General features: G+C 68.4%; 17 protein-coding genes. 6 read left to right on the top strand and 11 right to left on the bottom strand.

Features of this window, described 5'->3' with window-relative positions:
* Positions 1–4 precede the first annotated feature (4 nt).
* A complete protein-coding gene (gene dmpG / locus ABZ552_RS18515) occupies positions 5–1,042 on the top strand; it encodes a 4-hydroxy-2-oxovalerate aldolase (RefSeq protein ID WP_357438520.1) in 1,038 nt (345 codons plus the stop codon).
* A 150-nt stretch (positions 1,043–1,192) separates the two neighbouring features.
* On the opposite strand, the gene ABZ552_RS18510 is transcribed toward dmpG, so the two are convergent.
* The 3 genes from ABZ552_RS18510 to ABZ552_RS18500 all read right to left on the bottom strand — a co-directional run bounded on the left by ABZ552_RS18510 (position 1,193) and on the right by ABZ552_RS18500 (position 4,168).
* A complete protein-coding gene (locus ABZ552_RS18510; protein WP_357438517.1) occupies positions 1,193–2,332 on the bottom strand; it encodes a hypothetical protein in 1,140 nt (379 codons plus the stop codon).
* Between the two features lie 177 nt (positions 2,333–2,509).
* Complete coding sequence (locus ABZ552_RS18505) at positions 2,510–3,385, bottom strand: ATP-grasp domain-containing protein (RefSeq protein WP_357438515.1); 876 nt, start codon at positions 3,383–3,385, stop codon at positions 2,510–2,512.
* Positions 3,386–3,442: 57 nt separating this feature from the next.
* Entirely contained in the window at positions 3,443–4,168 is a 726-nt protein-coding gene (locus ABZ552_RS18500) for a YdeI/OmpD-associated family protein (protein WP_357438512.1), read from the bottom strand.
* Positions 4,169–4,272: 104 nt separating this feature from the next.
* Here ABZ552_RS18500 and ABZ552_RS18495 point away from each other — a divergent pair, with 104 nt between their 5' ends.
* Positions 4,273–5,130: a 3-hydroxyacyl-CoA dehydrogenase gene (locus tag ABZ552_RS18495; RefSeq protein WP_281877069.1), complete on the top strand. Its 858-nt coding sequence runs from the start codon at positions 4,273–4,275 to the stop codon at positions 5,128–5,130.
* Positions 5,131–5,219: 89 nt separating this feature from the next.
* On the opposite strand, the gene ABZ552_RS18490 is transcribed toward ABZ552_RS18495, so the two are convergent.
* Genes ABZ552_RS18490 through hsaA form a run of 6 tightly spaced genes read right to left on the bottom strand, consistent with a single transcriptional unit; the run spans position 5,220 to position 9,498 of the window.
* Positions 5,220–5,624 carry a type II toxin-antitoxin system VapC family toxin gene (locus tag ABZ552_RS18490; RefSeq protein WP_281877071.1) on the bottom strand — a complete coding sequence of 135 codons (405 nt, stop codon included), beginning with the start codon at positions 5,622–5,624 and terminating at the stop codon, positions 5,220–5,222.
* Complete coding sequence (locus ABZ552_RS18485) at positions 5,621–5,896, bottom strand: type II toxin-antitoxin system prevent-host-death family antitoxin (RefSeq protein ID WP_281877072.1); 276 nt, start codon at positions 5,894–5,896, stop codon at positions 5,621–5,623. The genes ABZ552_RS18490 and ABZ552_RS18485 overlap by 4 nt, the downstream gene beginning before the upstream one ends.
* Before the next feature lie 52 nt (positions 5,897–5,948).
* Entirely contained in the window at positions 5,949–6,521 is a 573-nt protein-coding gene (hsaB, locus tag ABZ552_RS18480; RefSeq protein WP_357438509.1) for a 3-hydroxy-9,10-secoandrosta-1,3,5(10)-triene-9,17-dione monooxygenase reductase subunit, read from the bottom strand.
* A gap of 20 nt (positions 6,522–6,541) precedes the next feature.
* Entirely contained in the window at positions 6,542–7,447 is a 906-nt protein-coding gene (gene hsaC / locus ABZ552_RS18475) for an iron-dependent extradiol dioxygenase HsaC (protein ID WP_281877075.1), read from the bottom strand.
* A complete protein-coding gene (gene hsaD / locus ABZ552_RS18470; protein WP_281877076.1) occupies positions 7,447–8,325 on the bottom strand; it encodes a 4,5:9,10-diseco-3-hydroxy-5,9,17-trioxoandrosta-1(10),2-diene-4-oate hydrolase in 879 nt (292 codons plus the stop codon). The genes hsaC and hsaD overlap by 1 nt, the downstream gene beginning before the upstream one ends.
* 9 nt (positions 8,326–8,334) lie before the next feature.
* Positions 8,335–9,498, bottom strand: a complete 1,164-nt coding sequence (hsaA, locus tag ABZ552_RS18465) for a 3-hydroxy-9,10-secoandrosta-1,3,5(10)-triene-9,17-dione monooxygenase oxygenase subunit (RefSeq protein ID WP_281877078.1) — start codon at positions 9,496–9,498, stop codon at positions 8,335–8,337.
* Positions 9,499–9,696: 198 nt separating this feature from the next.
* Between hsaA and ABZ552_RS18460 the strand changes: the two genes are divergently transcribed.
* The 3 genes from ABZ552_RS18460 (at position 9,697) to ABZ552_RS18450 (ending at position 12,213) form a co-directional block, all read left to right on the top strand.
* Positions 9,697–10,893 carry a Rieske 2Fe-2S domain-containing protein gene (locus ABZ552_RS18460; RefSeq protein WP_195088489.1) on the top strand — a complete coding sequence of 399 codons (1,197 nt, stop codon included), beginning with the start codon at positions 9,697–9,699 and terminating at the stop codon, positions 10,891–10,893.
* Complete coding sequence (locus tag ABZ552_RS18455; protein WP_063022259.1) at positions 10,893–11,225, top strand: hypothetical protein; 333 nt, start codon at positions 10,893–10,895, stop codon at positions 11,223–11,225. The genes ABZ552_RS18460 and ABZ552_RS18455 overlap by 1 nt, the downstream gene beginning before the upstream one ends.
* 169 nt (positions 11,226–11,394) lie before the next feature.
* On the top strand, positions 11,395–12,213 hold the full coding sequence (locus ABZ552_RS18450) for an MBL fold metallo-hydrolase (protein ID WP_281877080.1): 819 nt from the start codon (positions 11,395–11,397) through the stop codon (positions 12,211–12,213).
* Between the two features lie 6 nt (positions 12,214–12,219).
* On the opposite strand, the gene ABZ552_RS18445 is transcribed toward ABZ552_RS18450, so the two are convergent.
* Positions 12,220–12,630: a cupin domain-containing protein gene (locus tag ABZ552_RS18445; RefSeq protein ID WP_281877081.1), complete on the bottom strand. Its 411-nt coding sequence runs from the start codon at positions 12,628–12,630 to the stop codon at positions 12,220–12,222.
* A 29-nt stretch (positions 12,631–12,659) separates the two neighbouring features.
* The gene (locus ABZ552_RS18440) at positions 12,660–13,721 is read right to left on the bottom strand and encodes a saccharopine dehydrogenase NADP-binding domain-containing protein (RefSeq protein WP_357438502.1); all 1,062 of its coding nucleotides are present in this window, start codon (positions 13,719–13,721) and stop codon (positions 12,660–12,662) included.
* Positions 13,722–13,817: 96 nt separating this feature from the next.
* Between ABZ552_RS18440 and ABZ552_RS18435 the strand changes: the two genes are divergently transcribed.
* Positions 13,818–14,735, top strand: coding sequence for an AraC family transcriptional regulator (locus ABZ552_RS18435; RefSeq protein ID WP_281877083.1), 918 nt, complete (start codon positions 13,818–13,820; stop codon positions 14,733–14,735).
* Positions 14,736–14,747 lie beyond the last annotated feature (12 nt).

Below are 14,747 nucleotides of genomic sequence, written 5' to 3'. Positions count from 1 at the left end.
CGACATGGCCTACTCAGCAGAACTCGACATCCGCGTCACCGACACCTCGCTGCGCGACGGGTCCCACCACAAGCGTCACCAGTTCACCGCCACCGAGGTGCGCGACATCGTGGCCGCGCTCGACGGCGCGGGCGTGCCGGTGATCGAGGTGACCCACGGCGACGGCCTCGGCGGCTCGTCGTTCAACTACGGCTTCTCCAAGACGCCGGAGCAGGAACTGGTCACCATCGCGGCCGAGACGGCCAAGCGGGCGAAGATCGCCGTGCTGATGCTGCCCGGCGTCGGGGTGAAGGAAGACATCAAGATCTCGCAGGACAACGGTGCGTCGATCTGCCGCATCGCGACGCACTGCACCGAGGCCGACGTGTCGATCCAGCACTTCGGTCTCGCCAGGGAACTCGGGCTGGAGACGGTCGGGTTCCTGATGATGTCGCACACCCAGCCGCCGGAGGTGCTGGCCAAGCAGGCGCGCATCATGGCGGACGCGGGCTGCCAGTGCGTCTACATCGTCGACTCCGCCGGCGCGCTCGTGCTGGAACAGGTCTCCGACCGGGTCGCGGCGCTGGTGGCCGAACTCGGCGACGACGCGCAGGTGGGCTTCCACGGGCACGAGAACCTCGACCTGGCCGTCGCCAACTCCGTCTACGCCATCCGCGCGGGCGCCACTCAGATCGACGGCAGCGCACGGCGTTTCGGCGCGGGTGCGGGCAACACCCCCGTCGAGGCGCTGGTCGGGGTGTGCGACAAGCTGGGTGTGCGGACGGGCATCGATTTCTTCGCCATCGCCGACGCCGCCGAAGACATCGTCCGTCCCGCGATGCCGCAGGAATGCCTGCTCGACCGCCAGGCCCTGATGATGGGCTACGCGGGCGTCTACTCCAGCTTCCTCAAGCACGCCGAACGACAGGCAGAGCGCTACGGCGTCTCGGCGGCCGAGATGCTGGTCCGCGCCGGCAAGCGCAAGCTCGTCGGCGGCCAGGAAGACCAGCTCATCGACATCGCGCTGGAACTGCAGCGGGAGAAGGCGACCGTCTCCGCCTGACGGGTGGACGCGCCCGGTCGAGGGCGGGCTCCGGCCGGGTCTCGACCGTCCGCCCGTGGCCGCGGAGAAGCATCGCTGCGACCGATCGGCGGGGTCGCGGTGTGGAGCGCACACAGGCGCGGCTGTGGACAGTTGTGCACAACTCCGCGTCTACGGCAATGACGGGAGGGGGAAGCGCAGTAGCGCCGCGGCCAGGTGTTCCTTCAGTTCGGTGTCGGCCTTGACGTGCCGGACGGAGCCGCTCTCGTCGATGACGCTCTGGGCGAGTTCGTCCAGGATGTCCTCGGTCGGCCGGGGCCGGTCGCCCGACACCGGGCACTCGTCCCCGGACAGGCCCAGCCAACCGCAGCTGTCGCAGACCACCCCGTGGACCATCGCGCCGTCCTGGATCAGCAGTGTGTCCACCGCCTTCGCGGTGGCGGCCCGCAGACAGTTCGCGACGTCGACGACGGCCGGGTTGCCGGTGGCGATCCGCTCCAGCACCTCGCCCACCCGGCGGACATCGACCTCCCGCTCGTAATGCGCCACGATCTCGGTCGCGTTCTGCTTCACCTCACCGACCGTCGCCGAGCCGGTGTCGATGGTGAACGTGCCCGCGACGCGCTCCCGGAGTTCGCGCGGCAGGGTGTCCACGAAGTGCGGTATCTCGTCGCGATGGCCGCCCACGGCGAGCAGGTCGTAGTCGTCGCCGGCGAACATTTCGGCCATTTCGGCCGCGGTGTGCCGGTAGTGCTTCTTGAGCAACTCGTCCGCCTTGTGGTGCACCCTGTTCTCGAGACGGTTCGCCGCGTAGTTGGGGTCGCGCAGTGAGGGATCCCGGATCTGGCGCGCCTCCGCGATCTCGTCGGCGAACAGCTCCCACACCGCCGCGGTCGCCCGGTCCACCACCGCCACGCAGCAGCGGGCGTATTCCTCGAGCACGGCCAGCAGCGGCCGGGTCCAGGCCACCGCGTCCACCACGACGCGGTCGTGGACGGCGTGCGGGAGCTGCACCGCCTCGAACATGTTCTTGCCGCCACAGGCGAACATCGCGACCGCGCCTGGCTGCCAGATGTCCGACCGGACGGTTTCGCGCATCCGTTCCAGGTCGTCGCGGACCGACAGCCTGGCTTCGTGGTCCGACGACTTGTCCTTCACCACCGGGTTGACCTCGTCGGCCATGCTGTTCACCCGGCTCACCAGCCCGGAGCGCTCGCCCGGATCCACCGGAACGTGCGCGTACATCGATACGACGGGAATGCCGTCACCGTGCATCCGGCGTATCCGTCCGATCGTCTCGGCTGTGATCATCGCTCCTCGCTTCCACCGTGGTTCGCGCGGGCCTCGGTCTGCGGCGCTTCGTACACCACGGTGTCGAGCTGGGCGCGGCAGAACCTCCGTCCGCCCGGACGACTCGCTCGACCTGATTGTTCTCCCTGTCCTGGCGGACGCGCCTCGACCTGCCAGGTCCAGTGCCGGGTCGCGTGTTCACCCGGCCGGGCCGGTAGGGGGTGGGCGTCGACCAGCGCGGAGCGCGGTGATCAGCTCCTCGGCCGGGATCGTGCGGGGGCGGTCGCTGACCTGGCCGTCACCGAGCTCGACCAGGCGCCAGACCCGGTCCTCGCGCAGCACGAAGTCGGCCGTGACGAAGGGGAGGCCGAGTGCGGCGATGGCATGCTCGACCGGAGTCGGATCGAATTCGACGTCGGGCAGTTCGTCCGGAGTGTCCGGGTGCGGTCCGACCAACCGGCACTTGCCCTCCACCCACCAGGTGCGGACTTCGGGCGACCGGAAGCGCTCGAAGCGGCGCAGGACGAACCCACCGGTCAGGTCGTCGCCGCGAAGTTCGTGGAATCTGCTCGCCACGCGCCAGGCCGCATCCGCATCCGCGACGTCCGGGATGAACGCCGCTTCGTGCCAGTAGTGCTTCATCGACTTCGTGTAGTCGCGCAGGACGGCGGCGCCCGTCCCCAGTTCCCGCCGTGCGTGATCGAATGCGGCGCGATCTTTTCCGGTGGTCCACACCGATCGCGGAGTCATCTCGGCGAGTGCGGGATACCAGCCGGGCAACTCGTGAGCGCGCCGGTACTGCTCCGCGTCGGTGCGCAGCGTGACGCCCCGCTGCCGCAAGCTGCGGTCGAACGCGGCGTACTGATCACTACGCAGCATCCAGCCGCGGTAGACGGCCACGCCGCCCGCGCGAACGCGGCGAACGGCCCCGTCCGCGCCGCCGGTGCGGGTCAGCGCGTCGTGATCGACCACCGCGACTTCCAGCCCGGCGTCGCGCGCCGCATCCGCCTCCGCGGCGAAATGCTCGTCGACACGCTGGGGGCGAAGCACATCGGCCGGAACAAGCAGCAGCACAGCCCATATCCTCGCGGCACGGCCGCGCGATTCCCAACCGATTTCCACGCACCACTGTTATCCGCTCAACTCCGCGACGATCCGGCGCAGTTGGGTGGCGCGCTCGGCAGGCTTCCGCGATTTCATCAGTCGCAGCAACAGCGCATACCGCGCGGTGCGGTCGAGCTGATCGAAAGTATCTCGTGCGCAGGGATTTTCGCTGAGGGCAGCGGTCAAATCGTCGGGACAGGCGGCGGTGCGCTGAGGCGCGTAGGCGGCTTGCCAGCGGCCGTCGGAGCGGGCGGCGGCGATGGCCGCGAAGCCCGGGGTACGCATGCGGCCCGCCGCGATCAGCGCTTCGGCTTTGCCGACGTTGATCTGCGACCACGGACTCTCCGGCCGGCGCGGCGAGTACCGCTGCAGGTAGTGGTCGGCGTCGAGACCGCGGCGGTGGCTGTCGATCCACCCGAAGCAGAGTGCGCCGTCGAGCGCCTCGCCGTTGCTGATCGTCCTGCCGGCCGCCCCCTTCTTCGCGATCTTCAACCACACGTCGGCCGCGTGATCGTGATTGGCGGCGAGCCACTCCTCCCACTGCGCGACGTCGGCGCATGTGAGGATTCCTGCTTCCTCGAACTGACCCACGGTGCCTCCCGAGATGCGATGCCTTTTTCTCACCTCATCCTCCGCCCCAAAGTGCTCATCAACTGAGCACTTCGCCGAGGACGGCCGCCCACCGCTGCTCGGTATCGGCGAGGCGAAGTGGAACGTGTCCAGGGGCTGGGGAAACGGCTTCGAACGCGTCACGGGGAGCGATCTCCGATCACGCCGAGGGTACGTTGATGCTGTTGGCGGCGCAGGTCGCCCCGAATCGTCGCGGGCTTCTTCGCAACAGTCGAGAGGAGAAACGAATGACCATCGATATTCGCAAGGTGACCGTCCTCGGCACCGGGGTGCTCGGGTCGCAGATCGCCTTCCAGACTGCCTTTCACGGTTTCGAGGTGACGGCCTACGACATCGACGACAATGCGCTGGCCGCCGCCGAGGAGCGAATCGACAAGCTCGCGGCGGTCTACCGCGAGCAGGTACCCGGTGGCGGGGACGGCAAGGCGGAACGAACGGCGGCAGGCATCGCGCTGAGTTCTGATCTGGCTGGAGCGGTGCAGGACGCGGACCTGGTCATCGAGGCCATTCCCGAGGTGCTGAGCATCAAGCGGCAAACCTACGAGGAACTCGGCCGGGTCGCACCGGAGCGCACGATCTTCGCCACCAACTCCTCCACCCTGCTGCCCAGCGCCATGAAAGACTTCACCGGCCGCCCGGACCGGTTCCTCGCGCTGCACTTCGCGAATCAGGTGTGGCACTTCAACACGGCCGAGATCATGGGTACCACCGACACCGACCCGGCGGTGTACCAGGCCGTGGTCGACTTCGCCGCCGAGATCGGCATGGTGCCGATCGAAATCCACAAGGAGAAGGCCGGTTACGTCCTGAACTCGCTGCTGGTGCCGTTGCTCAACGCGGGCATGAGCCTGGCGGCGGGCGGCTACGCCGATCCCGAAGCAGTGGACAAGACCTGGCAGATCGGCACCGGCGCACCGGCCGGCCCCTTCCGCATCCTCGACATCATCGGCCTGACCACGCCGTACAACATCCTCGTCCACAACGAGGACGAGGACTCCCAACGGCTTGCCCAGTGGTTGAAAGAGAACTACATCGATAAGGGCAAGCTCGGCATCGCCACCGGCGAAGGTTTCTACAAGTACTGACCGGCGAGCCCGGTGAGTCCGGGTTTCGCCGCGCTCATACACCACTCGTCGAGCAAAGGGCGGCTGATCGAGGTCGAGCACTTCATGCGCTACACCGCGATGATCTCGAGCATGCTTTCCAGCTCGCGGAAATCCGCGCTGTTGCGGGTGTACAGCGGTAGCCCACGTGCTGACGCGATTGCCGCGATGAGCAAATCCATCCGGCGGGGCCGCGGGTCGCGTTTCGCCGCCAGGGTGAGTGCTACCAGGGTGCCGTAGCGTGTCGCGGCGTCCTCGTCGAAGGGCAACGGATCGAAATCCACAATGGCGGCACCGAGTTGCTCGGATCGTGCGGCTCGGGTGACGGTGTCTTTCGCCATGGCGACGCCTTGGTGCAATTCGGCTAACGTGATCGCCGTTATCTCACACGACTCCGGCAAACAAGCGGGATCCAGCGTGCCCAGGTCGATGTAGGCGCAAGTGTCCAATACGCCTGATGCATGCCGCTCGGTCATGAACGCGATCCCCACGCATCGTCGTCCCCGACTCGATCTTCCGTTCCGAAGAATTCGTCGGCCTCTTGCCGCATGCGGGCGAAGTCGACACGCGGGAGTTTGCGATGCCGTTCAACGAGTTCTTCCGTCGTCAGGCGGCGCTTTCGGCTGACCGGCCGCACTTCGGCGACTTCGACCCCGTTTCGGGTTACGCGGAAGGTCTCACCGGCCTCGACCGCATCCATGACCGCCGCTGAGTGGTTGCGGAACTCGCGCTGCGTGATCACCTTCATGACGTCATTGTAGCCCGCTGTAGCGCGCGGAGCTACGGCGCTGCTCGCACCCCTACAACCAGGTGTCCAACGTCGTCGTCGTGAGGAAGTGCTCCAGGTCGGCGCGCCACGGGGCCGGGGTGGTCTTCTCCGGTTCGATGGCGGTGTACTGGCCCCGGTAGAACAGCAGGGGGCGGCCGGTGGTGGTCGTCTCGGAGAGGGCTTGGACGCGGCCGATGACGATGTAGTGGTCGCCGCCGTCGACGACGGTCTCGACCTTGCACTGGATGGTGGCCAGCGCTTCGTCCAGCGCCGGGAGTTCCTGGTCGGAGGTGTGCCAGGCGGCGCCGGCGAACTTGTCGGGTTCGCGGGAGCCGAAGCGGGCGCACAGTTCGCGCTGCTGTTCGGCGAGGACGTTCACGCAGAAGCGCCCGGATTTCTCGATCGCCGCCCAGGACCGGGACGCCTTGGTGGGGCAGAACAGCACCAGCGGCGGTTCGAGGGAGAGGGCGGCGAAGGACTGGCAGGCGAAGCCGATCGGCGCCCCGTCACCGTCGAAGGTGGTGATCACGGTGATGCCGGTGCAGAACTGCCCCAGCACGTTCCGGAACTGCCGTGGATCGATCTCGGATCCGTCCGCGGTCATCGTTTCGCTCGCCCTCTCGGTCACTGCTGCCGCTGTCCGACGGTGAAGTCGTGCCCCCACAGGCTCACCGCGGTGGATTCCCGCGCGATCCAGTCGTGGTCGTCGACTTCCAGTCCTTCACAGCCGAATTCGACGTCGAACCCGCCCGGCGTCTTCATGTAGAAGGAGAGCATCTTGTCGTTGACGTGCCGTCCCAGCGTCGCCGACATCTTGACCTTCTTGCGCAGCGCGCGATCCAGGGCGAGCCCCACGTCGTCGGCGTTCTCCACCTCGATCATCAGGTGCACAATGCCGCTGGGCGTCGGCATGGGCAGGAACGCCAGCGAATGGTGGCGCGGATTGCAGCCGAAGAATCGCAGCCAGGCGGGCTCGCCATCGGCGGGGCGGCCGACCATCTGCGGTGGCAGCCGCATCGAGTCGCGCAGCCGGAAGCCGAGCACGTCGCGGTAGAACTCCAGCGCCGCCTTGTCGTCCTTGGTGGAGAGCACCACGTGCCCGAGCCCTTGCTCCTCGGTGACGAACTTGTGCCCGTACGGGCTGACCACCCGGCGATGCTCCAGCGCCACACCGTGGAACGCTTCGAGCGTATTGCCGGAGGGGTCGTCGAACCGGATCAGCTCGTACACCCGGCGATCGGCCAGTTCGGCGGCAGTGCCCTCCTTGAAGGGCACGCCCGCCGCGTCCAACCGGTTGCGGATGTCTTGCAGCTCTTCGGCGTTGGCGGTTTCCCAGCCCGAGATCTGCAGCCGGTCCTTTTCGCCGGGGACGATCACGAGCCGGGCCGGGAACTCGTCCATGCGCAAATACAGCGCTTCCGGATCGGTGCCCTTTCCCTCGACCATGCCGAGGACTTTGAGCCCGTACTCCCGCCAGGCGGCCATGTCGGTCGCCTCGATACGCAGATATCCCAGTGATCGGATGCCCATCACTTCTCCTTGACGCCCGCGAGGAAATCGATCGCGAGCCGGTTGAATTCGTGGAACTTCTCCAGCTGTGCCCAGTGTCCACACCCGCCGAAGACGTGCAACTGCGCGCGCGGGATCAGCTTGGTCGCCACCAGTGCGCCGTCGAGCGGGTTGACCCGGTCCTCGCGGCCCCAGATCAGCAGCACCGGCTGCCGCAGCTTGTAGGCGTCGCGCCAGAGCATGCCCTTCTCGAAGTCCGCGCTCGCGAACGACTTGCCCATCGCCCGGGTGGCGGCCAGCGCCTCGGGCGTGCTCGCGGAGGCGAACCGCTCGTCGATCAGCTCGTCGGTGACCAGCGACTGGTCGAAGACCATGATGCGCAGGAACGCCTCCAGGTTCTCCCTGGTCGGCTCGTAGTTGAACTTGGAGAGCAGTTTCACGCCCTCGGTCGGGTCGGGCGCGAACAGGTTGGTGCTCAGTCCGCCCGGACCCATCAGGATCAGCTTCCCGGCGCGATCCGGGTAGTCCAGCGCGAACCGGACGGCCGCGCCGCCGCCGAGCGAGTTGCCCAGCAGGTGCACCCGGGAGGTGATCTCCAGGTGGTCGAGCAGGTCCTTCAGCGCCGAGGCGCTGTGCACGAAGTACTGCGGATGCTCGGTGGGCTTGTCCGAGCGGCCGTAGCCGGGCTGATCCACCGCCAGTACGTGGAAGTGCTCGGCCAGCACCGGGATATTGCGCGCGAAGTTCGACCATGAGGACGCGCCCGGCCCGCCGCCGTGCAGCAGGACGATCGTCGGCCCGTTGCCGACGCCCGCCTCGTGGTAGTGCAGTCGCAGGTCGGGTCGCACCTGCGCGTAGCGCGAGGTCGATTCGGCGGTGAGTTCCGCGGTCGAGGTCACGGGCACCCCCTACACCATGCCGTCGGTGACGGGGAGGCCGAACTCGTGCGTGCCATACATCAGGTAGGCGCGCTCGGGGTCGTTGGCCGCGTGCACCCGGCCCGCGTGCGCGTCGCGCCAGAAGCGTTGCAGCGGCGTGCCGTTGGCCAGCGCGGTGGCGCCGGAACTCTCGAACAGCTTGTCGATCGCGGCGATCGAGCGGCCGGTCGCGCGCACCTGGTCGCGGCGGGCCCGCACGCGCAGGTCGAACGGGATCTCCTGGCCCGCCACCAGCAGCGCGTATTCGTCGGCGACGTTGCCCGACAGCTGCCGCCACGCGGCGTCGATGTCGCTGGCGGCCTCCGCGATGCGCACTTTGGCGAACGGGTCCTCCTTGGCCTTCTCGCCCGCGTAGGCCGCGCGCACCCGCTTGCCCTGGTGCTCGACGTGCGCCGCGTAGGCGCCGTAGGCCATGCCGACGATCGGGGTGGAGATCGTGGTGGGATGGATGGTGCCCCAGGGCATTTTGTAGACCGGATCGGTGTTCTGTTCCAGACCCGGGGATTTCAGTTCGCTCATGGCGCGGAAGCTGAGGAACCGGTGCGACGGCACGAAGACGTCTTTCACCACGACCGTGTTGGAGCCGGTGCCGCGCAGGCCGACCACGTTCCACACGTCGTCGATGCGGTAGTCGTCGCGCGGGATGAGGAAGCTGCCGAAGTCGACCGGCTTGCCGTCCTTGATCACCGGGCCGCCGAGGACCGCCCAGGTGGCGTGATCGCAGCCGGACGACCAGGCCCACGCGCCGTTGACGAGGTAACCGCCGTCGACGACCGTGCCCGCGCCCATCGGCGCGTAGGAGGAGGAGATCCGCACTTCGGTGTCCTCGCCCCAGACGTCTTCCTGCGCCTGCTGCGCGAACAGCGCCAGGTGCCAGTTGTGCACGCCCACAATGCCGGCCACCCAGCCGGTGGATCCGCAGGCGCTGGCGATCTTGCGCACGGTGTCGTAGAAGACCACCGGATCGGCGGCGTGACCGCCCCACTGCTTGGGCTGGAGCAGCCGGAAGAAGCCGGTCTCCTGCAACGCCTTCATGCTTTCGTCGGGGATGCGCCGCAGGTCCTCGGCCTCCTGTGCGCGTTCGCGCAACGTCGGCAACAGCGCTTCGACCCGTTCGGTCACTTCTTGCGTCATCTCGGGACCTGCTCCTGCCTGGTCGGTTGATGTCCGAAATCTCATTTGCCTCTGAGACTAGAACAGGTTCCTATTTCTGTCGAGAACCGGTGTCCACCCCTGCCCGGACATGCGCTCATGCAGGAAGTGAGGGGAATCGCTGGCGTCCAGAGCGCCAGTTTTGTAACGTGTTCTAGTACAGATGGAGGAGGAAACGCGATGGCAGTTACGCCACAGGGCGGTGCGAAGGTCCGGGAGCTGGATGTCGGCGCCGCACCGACTCGCTATGCGCGGGGATGGCATTGCCTGGGTCTGGCCAAGACGTTCCGGGACGGCAAGCCGCACGCGGTGAACGTCTTCGGCACCAAGCTCGTCGTCTGGGCCGACAGCAACGGTGAACTGCGGGTGCTGGACGCGTACTGCAGGCACATGGGCGGCGACCTGAGCATGGGCGAGGTCAAGGGCGACGACATCGCCTGTCCGTTCCACGACTGGCGCTGGTCGGGCACCAACGGCAAGTGCACCGCGATTCCGTACGCGCGCCGGGTGCCGCCGCTGGCGCGCACCAGGAAGTGGACCACGCTGGAGCGCAACGGTCAGTTGTTCGTCTGGCACGACCACGAGGGCAGCCAGCCGCCGCCCGAGGTCACCATCCCGCACATCAAGGGCCCTTACACCGACGCCGACGGCAACCCCAGTGAGCAGCTCGACAGCGGGTGGACCGACTGGACGTGGAACTCGATGCTGATCGAGGGCGCCAACTGCCGCGAGATCATCGACAACGTGGTCGACATGGCCCACTTCTTCTACATCCATTTCGCCTTCCCGACGTACTTCAAGAACGTCTTCGAGGGGCACATCGCCACCCAGTTCCTGGAGACCAAGGGCAGGCCGGACATCGGCATGGCCTCCAAGTACGGCGGTGACACGCTGCTCAAGTCCGAGGCCTCGTACTTCGGCCCCTCGTACATGATCAACCCGTTGATCAACATCTACAGCGGTTACGAGGTCAAGAGCGTCCTGATCAACTGCCACTACCCGGTCACCCAGGACTCCTTCGTCCTGCAATGGGGCATCACGCTGGAGAAGCCGAAGGGCGTCGAGGGCGAGATGGCGACCAAGCTGGCGGAGAAGATGACCGAGGGCATCAGCGTCGGCTTCCTGCAGGACGTCGAGATCTGGAAGCACAAGTCCAAGGTCGAGAACCCGCTGCTGTGCGAGGAGGACGGGCCGGTCTACCAGCTGCGCCGCTGGTACGAGCAGTTCTACGTCGACCTGGCCGACGTCACCGAGAAGATGACCCAGCGCTTCGAGTTCGAGGTGGACACCACCAAGGCGAACGAGGCGTGGGAGGCGGAGGTCGCGGAGAACCTGCGGCGCAAGCGCGAGTCCGAGGAAGCCGAGGCCGGCGTCTGATGGCGGCCACCTGGGCGAAGGCACCCGATTTCGCCGACCAGCCCGCTCGGCGAGCCGAAGTGCGCGCCCAGACGGTGGTCGACAAACAGCGCTACCTGGAGGACGGCCTGACCCCGCTGCGGTGTCAGGCCTGCCAGAGCCAGGTCTTGGTGCGCAAGAGCAGCACGCACCAGACCTCGGTGCAGTGGACCGGCGATCCGGCCGAGCGCTGCCCGGTCTTCGCCGAACTGAGTGCGCGCGGCCACGGGCCTGGCCGCCCCGACTCCTGTCCGAATCTCGAGCGCACCATCGCCTGGGCCGTGGACGAGGGCGTGCTCGAAATCCCCGAGTGATCCAGCTGCGCGGGGCGGCGGGCGCCGATCGGGTTGCCCGCCGATCGCCGCGGCGGTGACCGCGCTGTCGCGCCCGAGCCGTGCTCCGGCTACGTTGACGGGAACAAAAAGGACCTTCGTGCCGGAACGGATACCGTCCGAACCGGCGCCGCAGGAGGGAGTTTCCGCGATGCTGGTGCGGCATCTGGACTGCGCGACCATGTGCCCGGTCGGCGGGCGCGCGCTGCTCGGCAGCGGTGGGCTGCTGACCGGTGGGCTGGTCGGGCATTGCCTGCTCATCGAGTCCGATGACGGACTGGTGCTGGTGGACACCGGTTTCGGCATGGCCGACGTGCTCGACCGCGGCAGGCTGGGGGCAGGCAGCGCGCGGCTGCTGCGTCCCCGGTTGCGTCCGGAACTCACCGCGCTGCACCAGATCCGCGGGCTCGGCTACCGGCGCGAGGACGTCCGGCACATCGTGCTCACCCATCTCGACCTCGATCACGCCGGCGGGCTGTCGGACTTCCCCGACGCCACGGTGCACGTCTTCGCCGACGAACTCGACGCGGCGACCCAGCGCCCCACCATCGGCGAGAAGCTGCGCTACCAGCCGCGCCAGTGGGAGCACGGGCCTCGCTGGCTGGCCCACGAGACCGGCGCGGACACCTGGTTCGGTTTCACCGCCGTCCCGGTGCTCGAGGACATCATGCTGATCCCGCTGGTCGGGCACACCCGCGGGCACAGCGGCGTCGCGGTCCGGCAGAGCGACGGATGGTTGTTGCACTGCGGTGACGCCTACTTCCACCACCGGCAGCTGGCGGAGGGGAGGGCTCGTCCGCCGGTCGGCCTGGGTGTCTTCGAGGTGCTCGCGAGCACGCTGGGGCGCGCCCGGGTGGAGAATCTGGAGCGCCTGCGCACGCTGCACGCCGATCACGGCGACCGGGTGCGGATGTTCTGCGCGCACGATCCGCACGAGCTCGCCCAGTTCGCCGCCGTGCCGGTGCGCTGAACCCGGTCAGTCCAGCCGGAAGTCGGCGAAGTCGAAACCCGGTGCGACGATGCAGCTGACCAGCACGTATTCCGCGCCCGCAGGTCGCGCCGACTGGCTGACGCCGCCGGGCACCACGGCTTGGAGCAGCTGACCGCGCTCCACGTCGGGGCCCAGGGTCACCACTTCGCCGCCGATGTCGAGCGCGAGCGGCCCGCCGCGGTGCCAGAGCCACAGCTCGTCGGAGCGCACCGTGTGCGGCGCGGACCGCTCGCCCGGCAACAGCAGGAAATGGATCGCCGTCGCCGCGGCGCGCCGGCCCGGGTAGCCCTCCGGCGTGAATCGCACCGGGCTGCGCCAGGTTTCGCGATACCATCCGCCCTCCGGGTGCGGCGCGAGATCGAGTGCGACGGCGAGCGGCGGACGAGTGTCGGTCATCGTTCGACTATGCCCGATCGACGCACCGCTCAGTTCTCCTCGATCCGCCAGGTGATGCCGAACGGCGCGAGCGCGTCGAGGAAATCGGCGGGGTCGAACGCTTCGGCGGGGGCGAGCGCGCCCGGTGCGGCGGCGTTCTCGGCCAGCCGGACAGCCGTCGCCACGGCCATCAGCGCGGAATCGCGGTAGGAGTCGACGCCGCTGAGCACGCCGCGGGCGTGCCGTCCGTCCGCGCCGAACGCGTCCACCACGAGGTCGTAGCGCAGGTCCGCGCTGGGCGCGTCGGGCAGTGTGTCGATGAGTGCGGCGGTGAACCCGCTGAGCGTGTCGAGAATCGACGTGGCGAGGACGCCTTCGACGTACGAGACGTTCGAGTGACGGGGGATGGTCAGCACCGGGGGCTGCGGAAACTTCGCGACGGTGGTCGGCTCGGTGTTGCCGGGGAAGGTCATCTTGTCGTGTCGTGCCTCCGCGCCCGCGCCCGCGCCCGTGCGCAGTTCGCCGTCGGCGTAGTGCCAGCCGCCGCCGCGGAACCAGTCCAGGCTCGCGAAGACCGTCTTCGCACTACCTTTGGAACCGTTGCCGCCGCTCTTGCTCAGGTGGCTCAGCACCACCTCGGCCGGACCGGTCACGCGGCGCGTGGCGAGGTGAGCGAGCAGGTCACCGGGGACATTACTGTCGGTGACGCCGGAGACGAGGGTGACGCCCGCCGCCGCGGCGCGCGGTCCGAACTCGTCGAAGACCCGTTTCAGGAACAGTTGCTCGCCGGACATGTCGGTGTAGTGGGCACCGGCGTCGATCGCCGCGGCGAGTACCGCCGCGCCGTGCTCGACATAGGCGGGCAAGCTGCTGATCACCACCTCCGCGCCGGTGAACGCGGTGACGAGGGCCGCGTGGTCGGACAGCTCGGCTACCCGTATGCCGGCGTCGGGCAGGTCGACGGCGCCGGCGGCGGCACGGATGCGATCGGCGTCGCGGCCCACCAGGATCGGGGTGAGGCCGCGGCGGCGCAGTTCGGCAAGCAGGTAGCCGCCGGTGTGTCCGGTGGCGCCGTAGACGGCGATGGTGCGGGTGTCTTCGCTGGATGTCATGAGAAGAAATCTATTGTTTGCAGGTGAGTCGGCCAATGCCTACGAAGCTCGATACTTTGTCTCAAACGCTCATCAATAGAGTGCTACGGTGAACGGGTGGACATTCTGAGCGAGGCCATCGCGGCGATCCGCACCGGCAGCCCCACCTCCGGCCTGTTCATCCGGCACGCCCCGTGGGGTCGGCGGTATCCCGTGGTTCCGGGCGCCGGGTTCCACGTGGTCCTCCAAGGCTCTTGCTGGGTGGTGCCGCCGGACGGCGAACCCATGGCGCTCGGCGTCGGGGACGTGCTGTTCATGCCGCGCGGGGCCGACCACGATCTGGTCGACAGCCTGGACAGCCCGGTCACCGAGACCGCGCTGCCCGGCGAGCCCAGGGAGGTCACGGGCCCCGGCGTTCGCACCGCCTTGCTCTGCGGCGCTTACGAACTCGGCCGCGGTCGCAGTCACCCGATCCTCGACGAGCTGCCCGAGTTCATTCATCTGCCCGCGCGCCCGGGGCGTCATCCCGCGCTGCGCGGCGCCGTCGACCTGCTGGCCGCGGAGATCGCCGAGCCGCGCCCGGGCAGCGACGCGGCCGTGCCCGCGATCCTCGAGACGTTGCTGTTGTTCATCCTGCGCGCCTGGTTCGACGAGCAAGCCGACGCGCGATCGTCGGGCTGGGCAGGCGCTTTCGCCGATCCCGCGGTCGCGGCGGTGCTACGCGCCGTGCACGAGGAACCCGCGCGTGCGTGGACGGTCGCCGAGCTCGGCGACATCGCGGGCGTCTCCCGCGCGACTCTCGCCCGCCGCTTCCTCGCGACGGTCGGCGAACCGCCCCTGGCCTACGTGACCCGCTGGCGCATGCTGACCGCCGCCCGCCTGCTGCGCGACACCGACGCCGGCCTCGGCGCCGTGGCCCGCCGCGTCGGTTACGCCTCGGAGTTCGCTTTCGCCAAAGCGTTCAAACGCGAATACGGCCTGGCCCCAGGGCAGTACCGCCGTGCGGCCGAAAGTCCGCCCCTGGTCGCGGTGTGAACCGGCGCCGGA

Origin of the sequence: Nocardia sp. NPDC019219, assembly GCF_040632645.1 — a bacterium.
GTDB lineage: Bacteria > Actinomycetota > Actinomycetes > Mycobacteriales > Mycobacteriaceae > Nocardia > Nocardia sputorum.
This window is presented reverse-complemented; position numbering and strand designations above follow the sequence as displayed.

Coding starts and splice junctions, on each gene's coding strand:
- dmpG (WP_357438520.1), top strand. CDS start 5: ATGGCCTACTCAGCAGAACTCGACATCCGCGTCACCGACACCTCGCTG.
- ABZ552_RS18510 (WP_357438517.1), bottom strand. CDS start 2,332: ATGATCACAGCCGAGACGATCGGACGGATACGCCGGATGCACGGTGAC.
- ABZ552_RS18495 (WP_281877069.1), top strand. CDS start 4,273: ATGACCATCGATATTCGCAAGGTGACCGTCCTCGGCACCGGGGTGCTC.
- ABZ552_RS18490 (WP_281877071.1), bottom strand. CDS start 5,624: ATGACCGAGCGGCATGCATCAGGCGTATTGGACACTTGCGCCTACATC.
- ABZ552_RS18485 (WP_281877072.1), bottom strand. CDS start 5,896: ATGAAGGTGATCACGCAGCGCGAGTTCCGCAACCACTCAGCGGCGGTC.
- hsaB (WP_357438509.1), bottom strand. CDS start 6,521: ATGACCGCGGACGGATCCGAGATCGATCCACGGCAGTTCCGGAACGTG.
- hsaC (WP_281877075.1), bottom strand. CDS start 7,447: ATGGGCATCCGATCACTGGGATATCTGCGTATCGAGGCGACCGACATG.
- hsaA (WP_281877078.1), bottom strand. CDS start 9,498: ATGACGCAAGAAGTGACCGAACGGGTCGAAGCGCTGTTGCCGACGTTG.
- ABZ552_RS18460 (WP_195088489.1), top strand. CDS start 9,697: ATGGCAGTTACGCCACAGGGCGGTGCGAAGGTCCGGGAGCTGGATGTC.
- ABZ552_RS18455 (WP_063022259.1), top strand. CDS start 10,893: ATGGCGGCCACCTGGGCGAAGGCACCCGATTTCGCCGACCAGCCCGCT.
- ABZ552_RS18450 (WP_281877080.1), top strand. CDS start 11,395: ATGCTGGTGCGGCATCTGGACTGCGCGACCATGTGCCCGGTCGGCGGG.
- ABZ552_RS18445 (WP_281877081.1), bottom strand. CDS start 12,630: ATGACCGACACTCGTCCGCCGCTCGCCGTCGCACTCGATCTCGCGCCG.
- ABZ552_RS18440 (WP_357438502.1), bottom strand. CDS start 13,721: ATGACATCCAGCGAAGACACCCGCACCATCGCCGTCTACGGCGCCACC.